At 37.9% G+C, this 15,654-nt stretch carries 15 protein-coding genes and 1 pseudogene; 4 read left to right on the top strand and 12 right to left on the bottom strand.

What is annotated here, in order from left to right; all coding sequences use genetic code 11:
* Positions 1–889 precede the first annotated feature (889 nt).
* The 3 genes from ACFSBH_RS16845 to ACFSBH_RS16835 all read left to right on the top strand — a co-directional run bounded on the left by ACFSBH_RS16845 (position 890) and on the right by ACFSBH_RS16835 (position 4,099).
* Positions 890–2,014 carry a CAP domain-containing protein gene (locus ACFSBH_RS16845; RefSeq protein ID WP_251514697.1) on the top strand — a complete coding sequence of 375 codons (1,125 nt, stop codon included), beginning with the start codon at positions 890–892 and terminating at the stop codon, positions 2,012–2,014.
* A gap of 175 nt (positions 2,015–2,189) precedes the next feature.
* Complete coding sequence (gene ytvI / locus ACFSBH_RS16840) at positions 2,190–3,311, top strand: sporulation integral membrane protein YtvI (protein WP_251514694.1); 1,122 nt, start codon at positions 2,190–2,192, stop codon at positions 3,309–3,311.
* Between the two features lie 332 nt (positions 3,312–3,643).
* Positions 3,644–4,099 (top strand): helix-turn-helix domain-containing protein, encoded by a 456-nt coding sequence (locus ACFSBH_RS16835; protein WP_251514692.1) that lies wholly within the window; start codon positions 3,644–3,646, stop codon positions 4,097–4,099.
* A gap of 31 nt (positions 4,100–4,130) precedes the next feature.
* Here ACFSBH_RS16835 and ACFSBH_RS16830 read toward each other — a convergent pair whose 3' ends face one another.
* From ACFSBH_RS16830 to ACFSBH_RS16780, 11 genes and pseudogenes are all read right to left on the bottom strand, one after another.
* On the bottom strand, positions 4,131–4,913 hold the full coding sequence (locus tag ACFSBH_RS16830) for a 2-keto-4-pentenoate hydratase (RefSeq protein ID WP_251514690.1): 783 nt from the start codon (positions 4,911–4,913) through the stop codon (positions 4,131–4,133).
* A 46-nt stretch (positions 4,914–4,959) separates the two neighbouring features.
* Positions 4,960–5,751, bottom strand: a complete 792-nt coding sequence (locus ACFSBH_RS16825) for an SDR family oxidoreductase (RefSeq protein WP_379598709.1) — start codon at positions 5,749–5,751, stop codon at positions 4,960–4,962.
* A 112-nt stretch (positions 5,752–5,863) separates the two neighbouring features.
* Entirely contained in the window at positions 5,864–6,643 is a 780-nt protein-coding gene (locus tag ACFSBH_RS16820; RefSeq protein ID WP_251514685.1) for a TatD family hydrolase, read from the bottom strand.
* Positions 6,644–6,668: 25 nt separating this feature from the next.
* Positions 6,669–7,322, bottom strand: coding sequence for a zinc dependent phospholipase C family protein (locus tag ACFSBH_RS16815; RefSeq protein ID WP_379598707.1), 654 nt, complete (start codon positions 7,320–7,322; stop codon positions 6,669–6,671).
* Positions 7,323–7,351: 29 nt separating this feature from the next.
* Positions 7,352–7,741 carry a DUF4181 domain-containing protein gene (locus tag ACFSBH_RS16810; RefSeq protein ID WP_379598705.1) on the bottom strand — a complete coding sequence of 130 codons (390 nt, stop codon included), beginning with the start codon at positions 7,739–7,741 and terminating at the stop codon, positions 7,352–7,354.
* A gap of 138 nt (positions 7,742–7,879) precedes the next feature.
* A pseudogene (locus ACFSBH_RS16805) lies at positions 7,880–8,314 on the bottom strand (RidA family protein); the annotation flags it as partial.
* A 110-nt stretch (positions 8,315–8,424) separates the two neighbouring features.
* On the bottom strand, positions 8,425–9,237 hold the full coding sequence (locus ACFSBH_RS16800) for a multinuclear nonheme iron-dependent oxidase (RefSeq protein WP_251514672.1): 813 nt from the start codon (positions 9,235–9,237) through the stop codon (positions 8,425–8,427).
* Between the two features lie 28 nt (positions 9,238–9,265).
* Positions 9,266–9,688, bottom strand: a complete 423-nt coding sequence (gene fosM / locus ACFSBH_RS16795) for a FosM family fosfomycin resistance protein (protein WP_251514669.1) — start codon at positions 9,686–9,688, stop codon at positions 9,266–9,268.
* The gene (locus tag ACFSBH_RS16790) at positions 9,685–11,496 is read right to left on the bottom strand and encodes a M3 family oligoendopeptidase (protein ID WP_379598703.1); all 1,812 of its coding nucleotides are present in this window, start codon (positions 11,494–11,496) and stop codon (positions 9,685–9,687) included. Before ACFSBH_RS16790 ends, fosM begins: the two co-directional genes overlap by 4 nt.
* A 26-nt stretch (positions 11,497–11,522) precedes the next feature.
* Positions 11,523–12,167 carry a Type 1 glutamine amidotransferase-like domain-containing protein gene (locus ACFSBH_RS16785; RefSeq protein WP_251514665.1) on the bottom strand — a complete coding sequence of 215 codons (645 nt, stop codon included), beginning with the start codon at positions 12,165–12,167 and terminating at the stop codon, positions 11,523–11,525.
* Positions 12,168–12,186: 19 nt separating this feature from the next.
* Positions 12,187–13,020 (bottom strand): dihydrodipicolinate synthase family protein, encoded by an 834-nt coding sequence (locus ACFSBH_RS16780; protein WP_379598700.1) that lies wholly within the window; start codon positions 13,018–13,020, stop codon positions 12,187–12,189.
* A gap of 216 nt (positions 13,021–13,236) precedes the next feature.
* Between ACFSBH_RS16780 and ACFSBH_RS16775 the strand changes: the two genes are divergently transcribed.
* Positions 13,237–14,835 (top strand): amidohydrolase, encoded by a 1,599-nt coding sequence (locus tag ACFSBH_RS16775; RefSeq protein WP_251514663.1) that lies wholly within the window; start codon positions 13,237–13,239, stop codon positions 14,833–14,835.
* Positions 14,836–14,902: 67 nt separating this feature from the next.
* On the opposite strand, the gene ACFSBH_RS16770 is transcribed toward ACFSBH_RS16775, so the two are convergent.
* Entirely contained in the window at positions 14,903–15,571 is a 669-nt protein-coding gene (locus ACFSBH_RS16770; RefSeq protein WP_251514660.1) for a hypothetical protein, read from the bottom strand.
* Positions 15,572–15,654: the final 83 nt, after the last annotated feature.

The raw sequence follows: 15,654 nt of genomic DNA, 5'->3' as shown, positions 1-15,654 counted from the left end.
TTCTAAGCATTTGCCGGTGGGGCCCCGACCCCTTCCAGCAAATACTAAGAATCGGGCACTACAGTCAATGGCAAGCAGCAAAGCTGTGGCTGCTCTCACACTATGGTTTCAAATAATATTACTACTGGTCGAAAATATGCTTTTACACAGAATTATGGACTTGACTATTAGAAGATGAAATACAGAACCTAATCGAACGTAAGAGGTTCTCACATTTGATTAGCAGGTGAAATACAGTACCTAATCAGACGTAAGAGGTTCTCACATCTGATTAGGAGATGAAATTCAGTACCTAATCGAACGTAAGAGGTCCTCACATTTGATTAGCAGGTGAAATACAGTACCTAATCAGACGTAAGAAGTTCTCACATCTGATGAGAAGATGATATTCAAGACCTAATCGAACGTAAGAGGTTCTCACATCTGATTAAAAGATGAAATACAGTACCTAATCGAACGTAAGAGGCTCTCACATCTGATTAGAAGATGATACTCAGTACCTAATCGAACGTAAGAGGCTCTCACATCTGATTAAAAGATGAAAATCAGTGCCTAATCGAACGTAAGAGGTTCTCACATCTGATTAGAAGTTGAAATTCCGTGCCTAATCGAACGTAAAAGGTTCTCACATTTGATTAGCAGATGATGAGCAGAAATGTAATAGCTATTAAATGCGGTTAGAAAGATTATTACATGCTATTTATCTGCAGTAATTTAAAATTGTACGATCCGTGTATGCTTATATGATAAAATAAAGTGTGCAATTTACAAGTATGTAGATTGGACATTTGGTAAGAATGATTACTATGAAACTTAATATCATTCGGACTTTATACATCATAGATTAATAACTGGGAACAATACAGCCCAGACTGACGGGAGTGGGAATTTGTCAATTTTACGGAATCTTATTGTTTTGTTTATTGTTGGTGCTTTTCTATGGCATCTTTATGGAGATAGTTTCGAACAAGCTGGTTTTATAGGAGTCTATGAAGATGTTCGCGATGACCTTCATGAAATATGGGAACATCCTGTAGTCAGCAATAGTGTGGATTGGGTAAAACAAGAGGTACAATATCTGGCTGACAGGCTGTCCGACCAACAAACAGAAGATATAGCACCTTCCAGTCAAGAAAAGCCGAGCTTAAGCCCTCCTAGTGAACAAACTTTTTCTATTCATAATATTGTACTCGGAGACGATCGTAATGACGTCGAAGATCAGGTTGGAGAACCGAAGAGGACATCGAGAAACGAGTATGGAGTGGATTGGGTGGCATACCATGAAAGTTATCAGAATTTCATCATGGTATCTTATAATGAACAGGATAAAGTAAATGCAATGTATACGAATCACGATTTACTAAGCTCTTCCAACGGCTTAACATTTGCAAGTACACGTGATGAAGTCCTCTCCGTCATGCCAAAACCACTCAAGGCTTTGAGAAAAGGATTGATAAATTATCAAATCCAAGATAATGGAGAATTTAACATGTTTAAACTCGATGATAGCTATGTGACGTTTTTCTATGATAAACACCAAGGATCAAAAGTAACATCGATTTTAATAATAGATGAGGAATTGGAAGAACAAAAGAGAAAGTATTTTGCAGAACCTGACCAACAGTTACGGGAAGGTCTTGAATATGTCTTATTTGATTTGACGAACTCAACTAGAGTCAAATTCGGATTACCTGCTTTGGAGTGGAACGAATCAGCAAGAGAAACGGTTCGGGCACATAGTGAGGATATGGCTGAACAAAGTTATTTTAGTCATACCAACTTACAAGGTCAATCCCCCTTCGACCGTTTAACGGAAGATGCCATTTCATATCGAATCGCTGGGGAAAATTTGGCAACTGGTCAGCCTAGCAGTATATTTGCACATGAAGGATTGATGAATTCTTTAGGTCATCGTGAGAACAAACTTCGAAACGGATATGAATCGTTATCTGTCGGTGTCGCATTTGATAAAAACTCCCAGCCTTACTATACAGAAAACTATTTAGCAGATTAGATATTAGGCGTTTAGGGTAAAACCTTTACGTCTATTTTTCTTACAAGAGGACAACTATCTAGTGAACGAGCCCAATCTAGTGCAACTTTCAAATCTGTGATAACATTATTTAAGAATATAGGGAATGAACGTTTATTAAACAGGTTTCCCTTGATGGTAAGAGGAGTGTCGTTTGATGAAGCACCCAGTCGTACAATTGATTTTTAGAATATTGCTTATTCTTCTACTCACCGTTATTGGGCTGTTTTTACTGTTTCACTTTCTAAGGTTGACCTATCCATTTCTTATAGCAGCACTTCTCGCCTTTTTGATTCAACCCATCGTCAGTGTATTCGAAAAGTACCTACGCTTTCCTAGGCCACTTGCGGTTTTAACCGGAATCCTCTTTCTAATAGCAATTGTTGGCGGTTTTCTTACGGCCCTCATCAAATTGACGATTGATGGGATTTTATATTTATCTGAGTATGTGCCTAATCAAATCAAAATCGTCGCCAGTAATCTACAAAATTACTTTAATGAATTTATATTACCTCTATGGGATCAAAGTATAGGCTGGCTTGATGAAATGGATCCTGCCCAACAAGAAGCACTGCAAGAAGGGTTTCTAATAGTTGGAAACAATATTGCATCGATGCTTGGCAGTCTTGGACAAGGTATTGCCAATGCCATCACCTCCATCATCGGAGCTCTTCCGATTACGTTTACAGTGATAATCTTTTCCATTTTGGCCATTTATTTTATCAGCAAAGATTCTGACAAGTACGCTAGATTCTATCGTAAACTGCCTTCTATTATTAGGGAAAAAACATGGGATGTATTTCGTGACTTGCAAAGAAAAATCTTCGGCTTTTTGAAATCACAAATTATTTTGATGATCCTCACCTTTGTAGTCAGTCTCATTGGTTTATTCATTTTACGGGTGGAAAATGCTTTAACCATTGCAGTCATTCTTGGACTACTTGATTTATTACCTTACTTGGGCCCTGGACTGGTATTAATTCCGTGGAGTATTTACAGCTTTTTCACAGGAGACTTGTTCATGGGAATCGGATTAATGATCCTCTATGCTTCTACTGTAACTGTCCGGCAATTTGCAGAACCAAAAGTTCTTTCAACAAGCCTAAGTTTGAACCCTCTCGCAATCCTTGTCTCCTTATTTGCGGGACTGCAGTTATTTGGTGTGATTGGTTTAATCATTGGTCCGATATCTCTAGTATTGATCATATCCTTATACGATGCGAAAGTATTTGATGGATTATGGGGATTTATTAAAGGGGATATAACCAAAAAGTTGTAAACAATTTGCTATACTATCGTACTGTCGTTATTTCCCAGGAAATAACGACGAAGGATTATGAAGATATAACGGTCATCTAGTCCATATGTCATTAAATAAAAAACAATGAGGGATAAAATCTTAACGATTTTGTCCCTTTTTACTGCCTACAAAACAGTGCTGCAATACAATTAAATCCATCAGTAGTTACTTTAAAACTTTAAGGATAAAATACTTAAATAGACAAGCTTGTAAACTGGCAACATCAAGTTGCTCCTTGATGCACGTATAACTATCTTTACTTTGATGATATCATCCATCAATAATGGAAATAAGGAAAGGTGATGACTAACATGATCTTTAGCGAAAGATTAAAGAAGGAACGGGAAAAAAAGGGGTGGTCACAAACTGAGCTTGCTGACAAAATCCATGTGAGTCGTCAATCCGTTTCAAAATGGGAAACTGGTAAGAACTATCCGAGTATCGAAATAATCATTGAATTAAGTGATTTGTTCGGTATCACAATAGATGAAATGTTAAGGAGTGACAAAGAATTGACGGAACAAGTGATTCAAGATAGTAAAAAATTGGCATATCCAAAATGGAAAACATTTTTTGATAGTGTGTTTATGTTAGGTGCATTTCTATTAGTGTTCAAACTAATTATCTTTGGATTAAACCATTTTATTGGTACAAATATTATGATCTTAGAAGGACTGCCTAAAGGCGTGGTCAATTTTGCACCATTAGTTTTAATGGTTATTGGTGGCGCTGGTTCAGACAGTTTAAAAAACAAATACTTGGATTGAAAAAAGGTAGCATTATCGCTACCTTTTTTTATTATTTCAATGTAATTTCAACTTCTCCAATTTGGGAGTAGCTTACTTTATATGTTCCTTTTTCTGCCCTGATCGGTGAGATGAATGTTCCTGATGAAATTGTCATTCCCTTCTTCAACACCTTGCCTTTACTTGCGAGTTTTTCTGAAAGCCAGGCTACTGCAGTAACTGGATTACCGAGAACAGCGGAAGAATCCCCATCACTGATTTTCTCTCCATTATGGAACAGCTCCATTTTGATACCCATTAAATCCGCAATAGATAGCGGTGCAATGGATTCTGAAACGACAATTAAGCCTGTTGCTGTATTATCGCAAAGTAAGTCAGTTAATGAAAAATTAGGGAACCAATCAATATAACGTGCATCTGGAATTTCAATCCCGGCAGCAAGTCTGCTTTTGCTGATGATTTCCCCCTCGCTAGCTTCCAGACTCAAATCTTCTTCTAAAATAAACATAATCTCAGGTTCTATCAGCGGATCAAATAGTGAAGATAAACGAACTCCATCCCCGCTCTTCACAATATTATTCGTCAACAATGTCCCATATGCAGGTTCATGTGTATTAGCAATCGCCTGTGTTTCTGCACTAGTCATACTAATTTTGTAGCCTGCAACTTCCAATTTTTCCGATTTACATCTACGTTTAATCAATTCATCCTGTACCGCATAGGATGTGGCTTCATCTAAAGAATATTGGTTACTGATAAATTCAATCGGCTTTTTGGTTTGATATGCTTTATGAAGTATCGTAGAAACTTCATCAACTAAAGTTGTCGTTGTCATCATCTCTGCCCCTTTTATGCATACACTTTGAAGTATTTTTTTATAATTATAAAGCCTTGACTAAACCACCATCTACAACAATTGTTTGACCAGTTAGATAGGTATTAGCACCTGAAGCAAGGAAAACAATTGTTTTTGCAAATTCCTCCGGTTTTCCATATCTCCCCATCGGGATGGAACTTTCAGCTTTACTACGGATTTCATCGACGGTAACTCCTTGTATGTTCGCTTGAATTCCATCCAATTCTGTTACTCGATCAGTCGCAATCCGTCCAGGTCCAACAGTATTAATGAGGATATTATCTTTTGCTAATTCCTGGGAAAGACTTTTTGATAGGCCGACAATCCCAGCTCGATATGTATTAGATAAAATCAGATTATCCAGCGATTGTTTTACGGAAGAAGATGCTATATTTACAATTCTTCCAGTGCCAGTTTCACGCATGGATGGCAATACTCCCCTGATCAATCTGATAAAGCTTAATAGATTTAATTCAAATGCTTGTTGCCAATCTTCATCAGAAAATTTATCGAATGTACCTGCCGGTGGTCCGCCCGCATTATTGATAAGCACATCCACCTTACCGTTCCACTCGATTGCGGTATCTATTAAACTGTTTATTTGATCTGGGCTTGTAATGTCACAAACCTGATAGCGGACATTTTCATTCCCTGTCTTTTCTATAATATAGGCAGCTGTTTGTTTTAATTCAGCCTCATTCCGACTGGAAATTAGGACATGAGCTCCTTCTTCAGCAAACTGCAGAGCAACCGCCTTACCTAACCCCTTGCTGCTGGCTGCAACAATAACTGACTTTCCTGTTAAATTAAGGTCCATTCAGTAAACCTCCTGTTCCGGGATCAATTGTCCCAATAATTTTTATACTAATTTTAACACATTTAATAGAATTTTAGGATATTTATAGACAAATTTGAATGAAGGACATGGTTTAACCCCGAATTTTATAAAAATCTTTAGTGTTTTGATAGATTTGACCGTATGCTTCCTGCAGATTGACTTGTTTTATACTAGCAATAACTCTCATTGATTCGTGAATCATATTGGGATTTGTCATTTGATTGTGGAATGGGCCTTTAAATTGCCATGGTCCATCGGTTTCGACCATTACTTTGCTGAGTGGAAAATTCTCAGCGATATTCTGTATTTCTTTTTTATAAGTGATATCCGGTGTGAAGGATATATAATATCCGTTTGCTTTCATACGTTCCAGCGTCTTCTGATCACCTTTAAACCAATGGAAATGAGCATTGGTGACGGAATGCTTCTCTAATAATGAGCAAGCAAGCGGCGCATCTTCATAGATAGCATGAAGAATAATCGGTTTATCCACTTCCTTTGCTAAAAGGATAAACTGCTCCAGTAACTCGAGATAGGCTTCAAGCTCAATATCTTTCTCTTCTTTCCTTAAGTAATACGGCAATCCAACTTCACCGATCGCCACCATCTCATTTTCATGCTGTTTGATAAAATTGATGAGCTTTACCATTTCATTTTCTTTCGGTAACACTTGTTCTGGATGAAAACCAAATGCAGGAAAGACGTTTTCATATTCCTTAGCTAACTCCAGATTCTTTTTAGCTGATTCCAAATGATTGGAAACTGTAATTAGTCCAGCAATATCGTTTTGCTCCAATGTGGTTAGGATTTCTTTTTGTTCGAATTCGCTATATAAATCCAAGTGAATATGCGCATCAATTATTTTCTGCAAGTCCAATCCCCTCCAATGCTGCCTACTAACTCTTGATAGATTTCTCTTTTTCATTTAAAGATGAGACAGATTTCAATTTGTACAATCCCAATTCAACAGAAGTCTCGATATAGCCGATAATCTGTTCAAATGTAAAAACTTGAAGTTTCTCATTCTTCACTGCTTGATCATAATCCATATCCCCTAACACAAAAGGGACAAGCTCTTCCACATCTTTGGATTTGACGTTATTCAGGTCTGGTACAGTTGGAATCATAGTAAATGCTTTTCGTAGGTCATCCACCAACCCATAGTGCTCTAATAGTTTTCCATTCAGTAAGCGGAAATCTTGGTGGTATAGCTGATATAGTCCTTCAACTTCTTTCATTCTGTTTTTCAGCCAGGAAAGATAAAATCCTTTAAGCCAAATATCATCAGCTAGTAAATGCGTATAGTATCCCAATATGTAATCATTCCTGGCATCCACCATAGTATGGTGTTCCTTAAGAAACCCCTCAACATCAACTCTTCTAGAATGATCTTCAGCATCACCAATAAAATAATGCGAGGCATTTTTCTCTTCCACGGTGAATACAGCATCCGGTGCAATACTACCTAATAGAAAAACTTGCTTATCATTCATTTTAATTTCATCAGCAATTTTATGGCCAATAATGGCATGCATAATTCTTGAGCCCAATTTATTCACCCCTCATGAATTTAAAGTGACTATAACAGCACTCGGAAAATAGAAATAAATCCCACTGTCCAAATTATCATTTCACTAAATGTCAGAATGGATTTCTTTGGAGTCGGTGAATACTTCCATTCAAATATAGCTTGAATGAGACTTTGAAGAATAAAAAAGAAGATTATACTACCAAATAAAATAGGTATAAAGGAGTCATGAAATATCACGTAATAAAGAAGAACAATTTGAGTAATCAAGGACATATATCGAACTACCCGATCAATATTTCTATGCAATTTGTTAAAATAATTATGAGAAAAGATTTTCAGTCGTTCTTTTTTAATAGAAAGCAATCTTCTTAATAACAGTTTGACCGCTATATTAATGATAATAGTTGTCAGTAGGATAACACCCACATGTAATACCATTGCATACCCCTCTATTCCCTCCTGAATATAAATCCATGGTAGCATATTATTCAGAAGATTACAGCGTGCATTTTTCCATTATATAACATAAATACAGACACCCTTCTGTTTGGAGTGTCTGTACATGTATGCTTATTGTTATTGTTTTACCGCAATGATCAAGTCAAGCTCAATTGGTGTATTGCTTGGCAGTTCTGCCGCTCCAATTGCGACACGTGCATGGTGACCATTTTCACCGAAAATCTGAACAAGCAACTCTGATGCTGCATCCATTATTTTACCCATTTCATTAAATCCTGGAGCTGCTTGGATATAACCGGATAATTTCAATATTTGTTCGACGTTATCAAGCGTGCCAATCTCCTGTTTTACACTGCTCAAACCTTTCAAAACACAATACTCAGCGAGCTCCCGTGCCTGCTCAACGGTAACTTCTGTTCCAACTTTACCCGGGTATGGAACTTCTCCATTAATCCTCGGGACCTGTCCGCTGACATAGGCCACTCCTTGATGAATCGTAAGTGGCACATAGCTATACAGTGGAGCAACCGGCTCAGGTAGTTCAATACCAAGTTCTTCTAAACGTTTTCAATACTCATTTTCTATTCTCCTATCTATTGCCGTTTTTATGTATGATTCTCTCTTTTATTATACCGATGAATGGAGAATATAGCCTGGAAAATCTATTTCACTAGATTATAAAGAACAGGCAATTGTTCTGCCAGCACCTTTTTGTCCGTCCGCCATTCAAAAATTGGACCTACTCCACCATATTCAAAAGCAACTACCCATGGTTCTGGCCAATTTCCGGCTTTAATTTGCTTTAACGACCATGAAGCCAAATTCCAATCGTCTTCGGTCATTGGCATGCTGTCACGCAGACGTCGAGATTCATCGTGATACTGGATTCCTGTAATATGAAGTTCTTTTAAATGTTCAAGTGGCAGTTGTGATATATAGTCTTTCACATCAAAACCAAGACACATGGAGGTCATTTGAGCATGAGCAATATCAAGCAAGAGGCCACAACCAGTTTGACCAATAATTCCACTGATGACAGCTGGTTCAATAATCGGCCGCATCATATAGTCACCTTTTCCGCGGCAGATTACATTTTCTAAAATAATATTTTCAGCACCAACTTTTTCAGCCAACATTTCAATATCATGTACAACTGCATGGATTATCTTTTTAATATCGGTTTGATCTGTTGTAAGAACATCTACATTCGGAAAATCCTTTGCATAGGCGACGGCATGGACATTGATATAAGGTGTATTTGTATTTTTCTTAAGGTATTTGATACGCTCCCAATTTACTTCCCCCATTTGTCCACTTCCAGCATTCAGGTCGAAATGAATATAACTTCTTTTTGTTGATTCAGCCTGTTTAATCAGCTCATCACTGAAATCCGGGCACTTGAACATATCTACTTGTATGGCGCCCTCCTGAATCAATTCCTCTGTTTCTTTCGAATAATTAACCGCAAGTTTCATAGATTCACCCCTATTGAATAGAATGTTTTTAGTCAAAGAACTCCATATGCGTTTTCTCTTCTCTATAGTAACTCAGCCGGTCTTCCAATGTTCCTGTATGAAACTCAAATTTATGGCCATCCGGATCGGTGAAATAGATGGATCTCTTGTCCCTTGCATCTCTTTCCCGACCAGGTAAAATATTTACATTCAGTTGCTTTAACTTTGTAATGATATCATCGAACTCTTCCTCAGCAACGGTGAACGCGATATGAGTATAAGATTCTTTTATCTCGTTACGAGGAATATCGTGCTCCACATTTAGAGCAAGCCAAAGTCCATTTAAATCAAAATAGGCAGTACTCCTCCCTTTCACCAATAATTTGGCCTGAAATACATTTCGATAAAATTCAATAGACTCATCTAAATCAGATACGGAAAACAACAAATGGTTAATACCTTTTATATTCACTTTTTATCCTCCTGATTCATGTCATGGACTAATTCAATAAAATCCTCCGCATCTCGGACACATAATTTTAATCCCTTTTCCCAAAAATCTTCAGATGTAATATCCTCTCCTAAGTGCTCTTTCATCAATTCTTCAATAGACATACTCCCTGAATCACGAAGTAAGGAAATATAATTCTTTTCAAATCCCTTCCCTACTTCCTTTGCTTTAGCATATAGACTAATAGAAAATAAATATCCAAATGTATAGGGATAATTATAGAAAGGGGATTGTGTCAAATAATAATGTGGTGTCCAAACCCAGGAATATAAAGATGGTTGATCAAATGAACCATCATATGCAACTTCAAATGCATCTTGCATTAATTCATTTAACTTGGTCGCTGAAACATACCCCTTTTCACGTTCCACATAGAACCACTTTTCAAAGAGGAATCTGGAATGCATGTTCATGAAATTCATGACGCTGCGTTTTAGTTTTTCATCAAGTATCTGCAATTTTTCTTTGGCAGACTCCGCTTTTTCTAACGCTGCATCTAATATGATTTGTTCAGAGAATGTAGAAGCTGTTTCAGCCATGGTTAACGGATATTGCCGATTAAATCCATGAACGGATTTCATTGCTTCATTGTGGAAAGCATGACCTAATTCGTGGGCTAGTGTCAGCACGTTCGTCATACTTCCATTAAAAGTCATAAAAATTCTAGATTCAGCAGAACGAGGGAAACTTGCACAAAATGCAATTGGAGATTTATTTGTCCGATCTTCAGCCTCAATCCAGCCTTCATGAAATGCTTGTTGAGAAAAACTTTCCGACTTATCTCCGAAACTACTAAATTGCTCTAATATAAAATCCACCGCATCATCATACGTTAAACTTTGATTGTTATCGCCAATTGGTGCCCAGAAATTGTATGACTTCATTTTATTATCGCCATACAATTTTGCCTTCTCATTGAGATAGGCGGTAAAAGGATGTTTATATTTATTTACCGCTGACCACATAGCGTTCAACGTTTTTTCAGTCATACGGTTGTCAAACAGTGAATCTGACAAAGTATCTATTCCTCTGTTCCTGTTGATCTGTATGCGAAATCCTGCCACACGATTCAAAATCTGTGCAAATATGTTCTGCTTTTCTCTCCAAACATTTTCCATTGCTTCATGTGCAGTTTTACGTACGTTCTCATCGGCGTGGGAGCGCAAATTTATCGTTTGTCCAACAGAAAACTCTTTCAAGGCGTCGTCCTTTTTAACCTTTACTTTAATGCTGCCTATAAGTGAACGATAAAACTGTTCCCAAGCATCAAAACCATTCATCTTCAAGTCGGAAATTATTCCTTCTAATTCCACATTTTCGTATCTCTCTGCCTTACTGCGCCAATTATTAAGTATAAAACTGTAATCCTTCAAGACTTCATGTCCTAATATTTTTTGCCAAGCCTGTTCAGTAGTACGTAATATGGCATGCTGAAAAATCTTTAGGATTGAATCATAACGAGCAGTTATTGAAGAAGTAACTTCTTTTAATTTATAGGCTTCATGGTCTTTAGTGTTTTGTGCAAGTAAACAAGTGATGTAGGAGTTGGCTTGTGATAAATTTAACCTTATCTTTGATAATTGCTCCAAAATATATTTGACGTGGTTCGCATTACCACTTAAAGATTTATTATATTGCTCCATATATAATTCCATTGCAGAAACATCTGTTTCTAGTTGATTAACATGGTCTTGAAATTGTGTAGATTTACTGCCTTCTGGAAATAAACTATCTAAGTTCCAGACTTTCACATATTTTGTTCTCCCCATTATGAAACCCCAATCATATTCAAGCGTTATAATCCATTGAAGACATAAAAGTTCCTAGAGCCTTTATCAATCAATCTTTCATTTTCAAAATATAGATATCCTTCATCGTCAATTCCATAGCCAATTGACACACCTGTCTTTTTCAACGCTGATTTTAAATTATCTTTCTCATTCCATTTCGTAAAGTGTACGGCAATCACTAAATCTTTTAATAATCCCAAGCCCTCAAGAAAGAGCTGTTTCTTCTTTGTATTATCAATTGGTGAAATGACGCAATTTTTAGGGCTGATGAGAGCCCCTGCCGAGAAGCCTGCTAGTGGCACACCTTTCTCATACATTTCTTTTATTACATTACCAATTGCAGTATCTACAATAAAATCTCGATATAGCGCGGTATCTCCACCACCAATAATTACTCCTGTACATGATGCTAATTGGGATAATAGTGATTGATCGTATATAGAAGCCAGCGGAATATAAATAAAGTCATTTACACCATGTGCTTCGAGGTTTGCCGTATATTTAGGCATATATTCCTTCCAGCCTTCCCTCTCAAGAAATAATATTGCAACTTTTCCCTTTTCATTTAAAGACAGATTTGCAAATTTTTCCCCAGTAAAATCAACAAATGGAGGACTTCCGCCGAATAGAAAAAGATGTCTACTTGTCATTTTCTCACCCCTCCCTCTACTAAAATAAACTATTTCCAATTGGAGACCGGCAACCGCCAATCGGAAATCCTTGCTCACTAATCATCTTTTTCACGTTTACAATGGCATTCCCACGATAAACTTCTTCCAAAATAGAATGGATTTGTTCACTTTCCCGCCCGGTTATTTCCTGTTGCTCAACCAACTTATTAAACCATTGCGATATTTCTTTCGGCAAGACATTTCCAGCAATGGATGACAGCCGGTTATATCCACCAGCTACTTTTTCCACCAATTCAACTTCTCCACCAGCATAAAAGTAAAAATCGTTTCTATGTATAGCATCTTTAATTCTTGCAACTTTTTCAACCGAACCTGCATCCTTCACTCCGACTATCTCGGCGTACTGACTTAAGTAAATGATGCTTTCTTCAGCTAAATCAAAACCTGTTCTGCCTGGATTATTATATAGAATTGCAGGCTTATTACTAAGTTGCAGTAATCTTTCTGTATAAACAATTGCTTCTTGTTGTGACGGTTTGATATATGGAGGATATCCAATCATAATTCCGGAAAAGTTTGTAGTACTAATCTTTTCTGCCAGCTCTTCTGCGTCTTTTTGTCTGACGGAAGAGACGCCAAAGATAATCTCCATATTCTGAATAAGTTCTGCTTCCTTTTCTATTCCGTCGATCAGCTCTAACTTTTCTATCAAGCTCAAGCTATGCTGTTCACCTGTGGTTCCCGACACAAGTACGGACTTCACACCTTGCTTAGATAAATTCCTTATATGATTGACCGTCCCCTCAACATATAACGATTCATCATACAAAAAAGCCGTTGGAACGGCAATATGTACTGTTTCCGTTAACACCTCGTGACCTCCCTGCCGATACAACTCTATTATTTCTCACTTATTTAATACATTCTATAATCCTTGTTGGATTCCCTTCATTTTCACTTCCTATCAAACTAATTTTCACACCGATACTTGTGCCAAATTTTATTAATATGATAGTATGTTAGTAATTTCTTAGAATTCGGAATAAAAATCATGGTCTGCTGCTAATAGGTATGATGAGGAGAGAAAATGATGCGAAAAATTTACGTAAATGGTGTGATATATACCTTTAATAAAATCCAGCCTATCGTTTCTGCTGTTGTCACAGAGAATGGAATTTTTATCGATATGGGCGAGAGCAAGCAAATGCTCAACTTCTGGAAGGATTCTGACACAGAGGTCATTGATCTGCAAGGGAAGACTGTAACCCCAGGCCTAACGGATAGCCATCTCCATCTAGCCGGAATTGCAGAAAGCTTTGTGACACTTGACCTGACAGGAACTAATACAAAACAGGAAATGCTTGAGAAAATTGAAGAGAAGGCCAAATCCCTCCCCCCTGAAGAATGGATCATTGGCGGAAATTGGGATGAAAATCTATTTACGGAAGGTAAAATCCCTTCGATTTCCGAGTTGGACCATGTAGCTCCCGACAACCCATTGCTTCTCACTCGAATATGCCGGCATGCAGCTGTTACGAACAGCAAAGCCTTAGAGATAGCCAACTATCATCCGGACATGGCAGTACCGAAGGGCGGAACCATTGTTTTAGATGAAACGACGAAGCAACCTACCGGACTTCTGCTTGAGAGTGCAAAAGAGCTTATTGCACAGCATATTCCGAAGCGCTCTTTTGCGGACTGGAAGAATGCTTTGCGAAAGTCTATTCAATTCACTATCAAACAAGGAATCACGAGTGCTCATACCAATGACCCTTTTGCACTTGGAGGCCTTGAACAAACCTACCAAATCTACGATCAATTATTGAATAAAGAGCAACTCGGTCTCCGGACAAATCTCTTAATCAACCATGAGTTCCTGGATGATTTACGAGCGAATAAAATGTATGCAGGCTATGGTAATGATACGCTCCAAATCGGTGCGATTAAAATATTTGCCGACGGGGCATTCGGCAGAAGAACTGCACTATTATCTGAAGCCTATACGGATGATCCAGATAACTATGGGACGGCTATGTATAGTGAGGATGAATTAATAAATATCATTAGAAAAGCCCGAGAATTACATTTTCCTGTCGCAGTTCATACAATTGGTGATCAAGCTGTGGAAAATGTATTGAATGCATTAGATAAATTTCCTACGGTCTCTTATCGGGATCGCATCATCCATGTACAAGTATTAAGGAAAGAATTAATTGATAGGCTTCGTCATCCATCGCGTATCGTTGATATCCAGCCGCGTTTCTTGGCGAGTGATTTTCCTTGGGTTCAGGAAAGACTTGGCACAGAACGCATTCAAACATCCTATGCTTGGAAATCTCTTCTTCAAGCAGGTGTCATCTGTGCTGGCGGTTCCGATGCACCTATCGAACCGGTGAATCCATTGCTCGGTATACATGCAGCAGTGACGCGAAAAACTCCGGGCGACACCCATGGAGGATATAATATAGAGGAAAAATTGTCGGTGACAGAAGCTTTTCAGTTATTCACTGAGTATGGAGCATATCCAACAAACGAGGAGACTAAAAAAGGAACCATTGCTAGAGGCAAATTTGCAGACATGACCGTCTTCTCTCATCATCCGTTTGAGATGGAGAATCCAGATGATTTATTGAAGACCGAAGTGGATATGACCGTTATTGGCGGAGAAATAAAATATCGAAAATAAATGTATGATGCCTGTCTACGGCTTGTCCCAACCAACAAAAAAAAGAAAGTGACACCACTTTCCTTTTCTAAAAAACACTAGGATAAGCCTGGACCATGGCATCTGAAATGGCATCTGCCATTTGCCGTGCTTGCTTTTCAATAGCATCATAGACATCAATATCTTTCTGAAAGTCTTTATTTATCATCGCGACCGCTTCTTGTTTTGTCAGTGCTAAATGTTCATAAAACATATCTCGAACAACCTCTTCCGGCAAAAAGCGATTTACACTATTTAAAAATACCGCAATTTCATCCGCATTTTCATGCCATTTTTTATCTGCTTCCGCAACAGCTTGCTGATCTCCAGCTATCGCTGCTTTGACTAGATCTGCAGCAATTAATAGATGTTGTTGAATGAGGTCTGTATACGTCTGCGCCACTAAATCTCCATATAATCGGCGAATCATGTTCCCCATATCTGTTGCGTTCCTCAGTAATCGCTTCAAAACAAATTCAATATCAGGCAAGTCGAATACTAAGCTGATAATTGCCATCCGTGTCCATGCCACATGTTCTTCCCAAAGACTGCGCATCTCATTCCGGTAATCGACTTCCGCTTGGCTTATACAATGGCCTTGTTGCTGGATTGGATAAGCTGGTTGCCCCATTGGGGGATAATATGCATCCATCGGTAAATTCCTTGGCATTAAGGGATGATAAACCGGAATATATGGATTTTGATAAAAGTAATACATGTTGTTCATTCCACCTCATAAAAATATTCTAGTTCACTCCTGCTATAGTATTCTGTTGAATGATGTTGGGTGAATGTCTATTG

This window comes from Oceanobacillus luteolus, assembly GCF_042678205.1.
In the GTDB taxonomy this organism is placed as follows: domain Bacteria; phylum Bacillota; class Bacilli; order Bacillales; family Amphibacillaceae; genus Oceanobacillus; species Oceanobacillus luteolus.
The sequence above is the reverse complement of the archived record's forward strand: the minus strand, read 5'-3'. Positions and strand labels throughout refer to the sequence as shown.

Coding starts and splice junctions, on each gene's coding strand:
- ACFSBH_RS16775 (WP_251514663.1), top strand. CDS start 13,237: ATGATGCGAAAAATTTACGTAAATGGTGTGATATATACCTTTAATAAA.
- ACFSBH_RS16835 (WP_251514692.1), top strand. CDS start 3,644: ATGATCTTTAGCGAAAGATTAAAGAAGGAACGGGAAAAAAAGGGGTGG.
- ACFSBH_RS16785 (WP_251514665.1), bottom strand. CDS start 12,167: ATGACAAGTAGACATCTTTTTCTATTCGGCGGAAGTCCTCCATTTGTT.
- ACFSBH_RS16830 (WP_251514690.1), bottom strand. CDS start 4,913: ATGACAACGACAACTTTAGTTGATGAAGTTTCTACGATACTTCATAAA.
- ACFSBH_RS16790 (WP_379598703.1), bottom strand. CDS start 11,496: ATGGGGAGAACAAAATATGTGAAAGTCTGGAACTTAGATAGTTTATTT.
- ACFSBH_RS16800 (WP_251514672.1), bottom strand. CDS start 9,237: ATGAAACTTGCGGTTAATTATTCGAAAGAAACAGAGGAATTGATTCAG.
- ACFSBH_RS16770 (WP_251514660.1), bottom strand. CDS start 15,571: ATGTATTACTTTTATCAAAATCCATATATTCCGGTTTATCATCCCTTA.
- ACFSBH_RS16825 (WP_379598709.1), bottom strand. CDS start 5,751: ATGGACCTTAATTTAACAGGAAAGTCAGTTATTGTTGCAGCCAGCAGC.
- ytvI (WP_251514694.1), top strand. CDS start 2,190: ATGAAGCACCCAGTCGTACAATTGATTTTTAGAATATTGCTTATTCTT.
- ACFSBH_RS16810 (WP_379598705.1), bottom strand. CDS start 7,741: ATGGTATTACATGTGGGTGTTATCCTACTGACAACTATTATCATTAAT.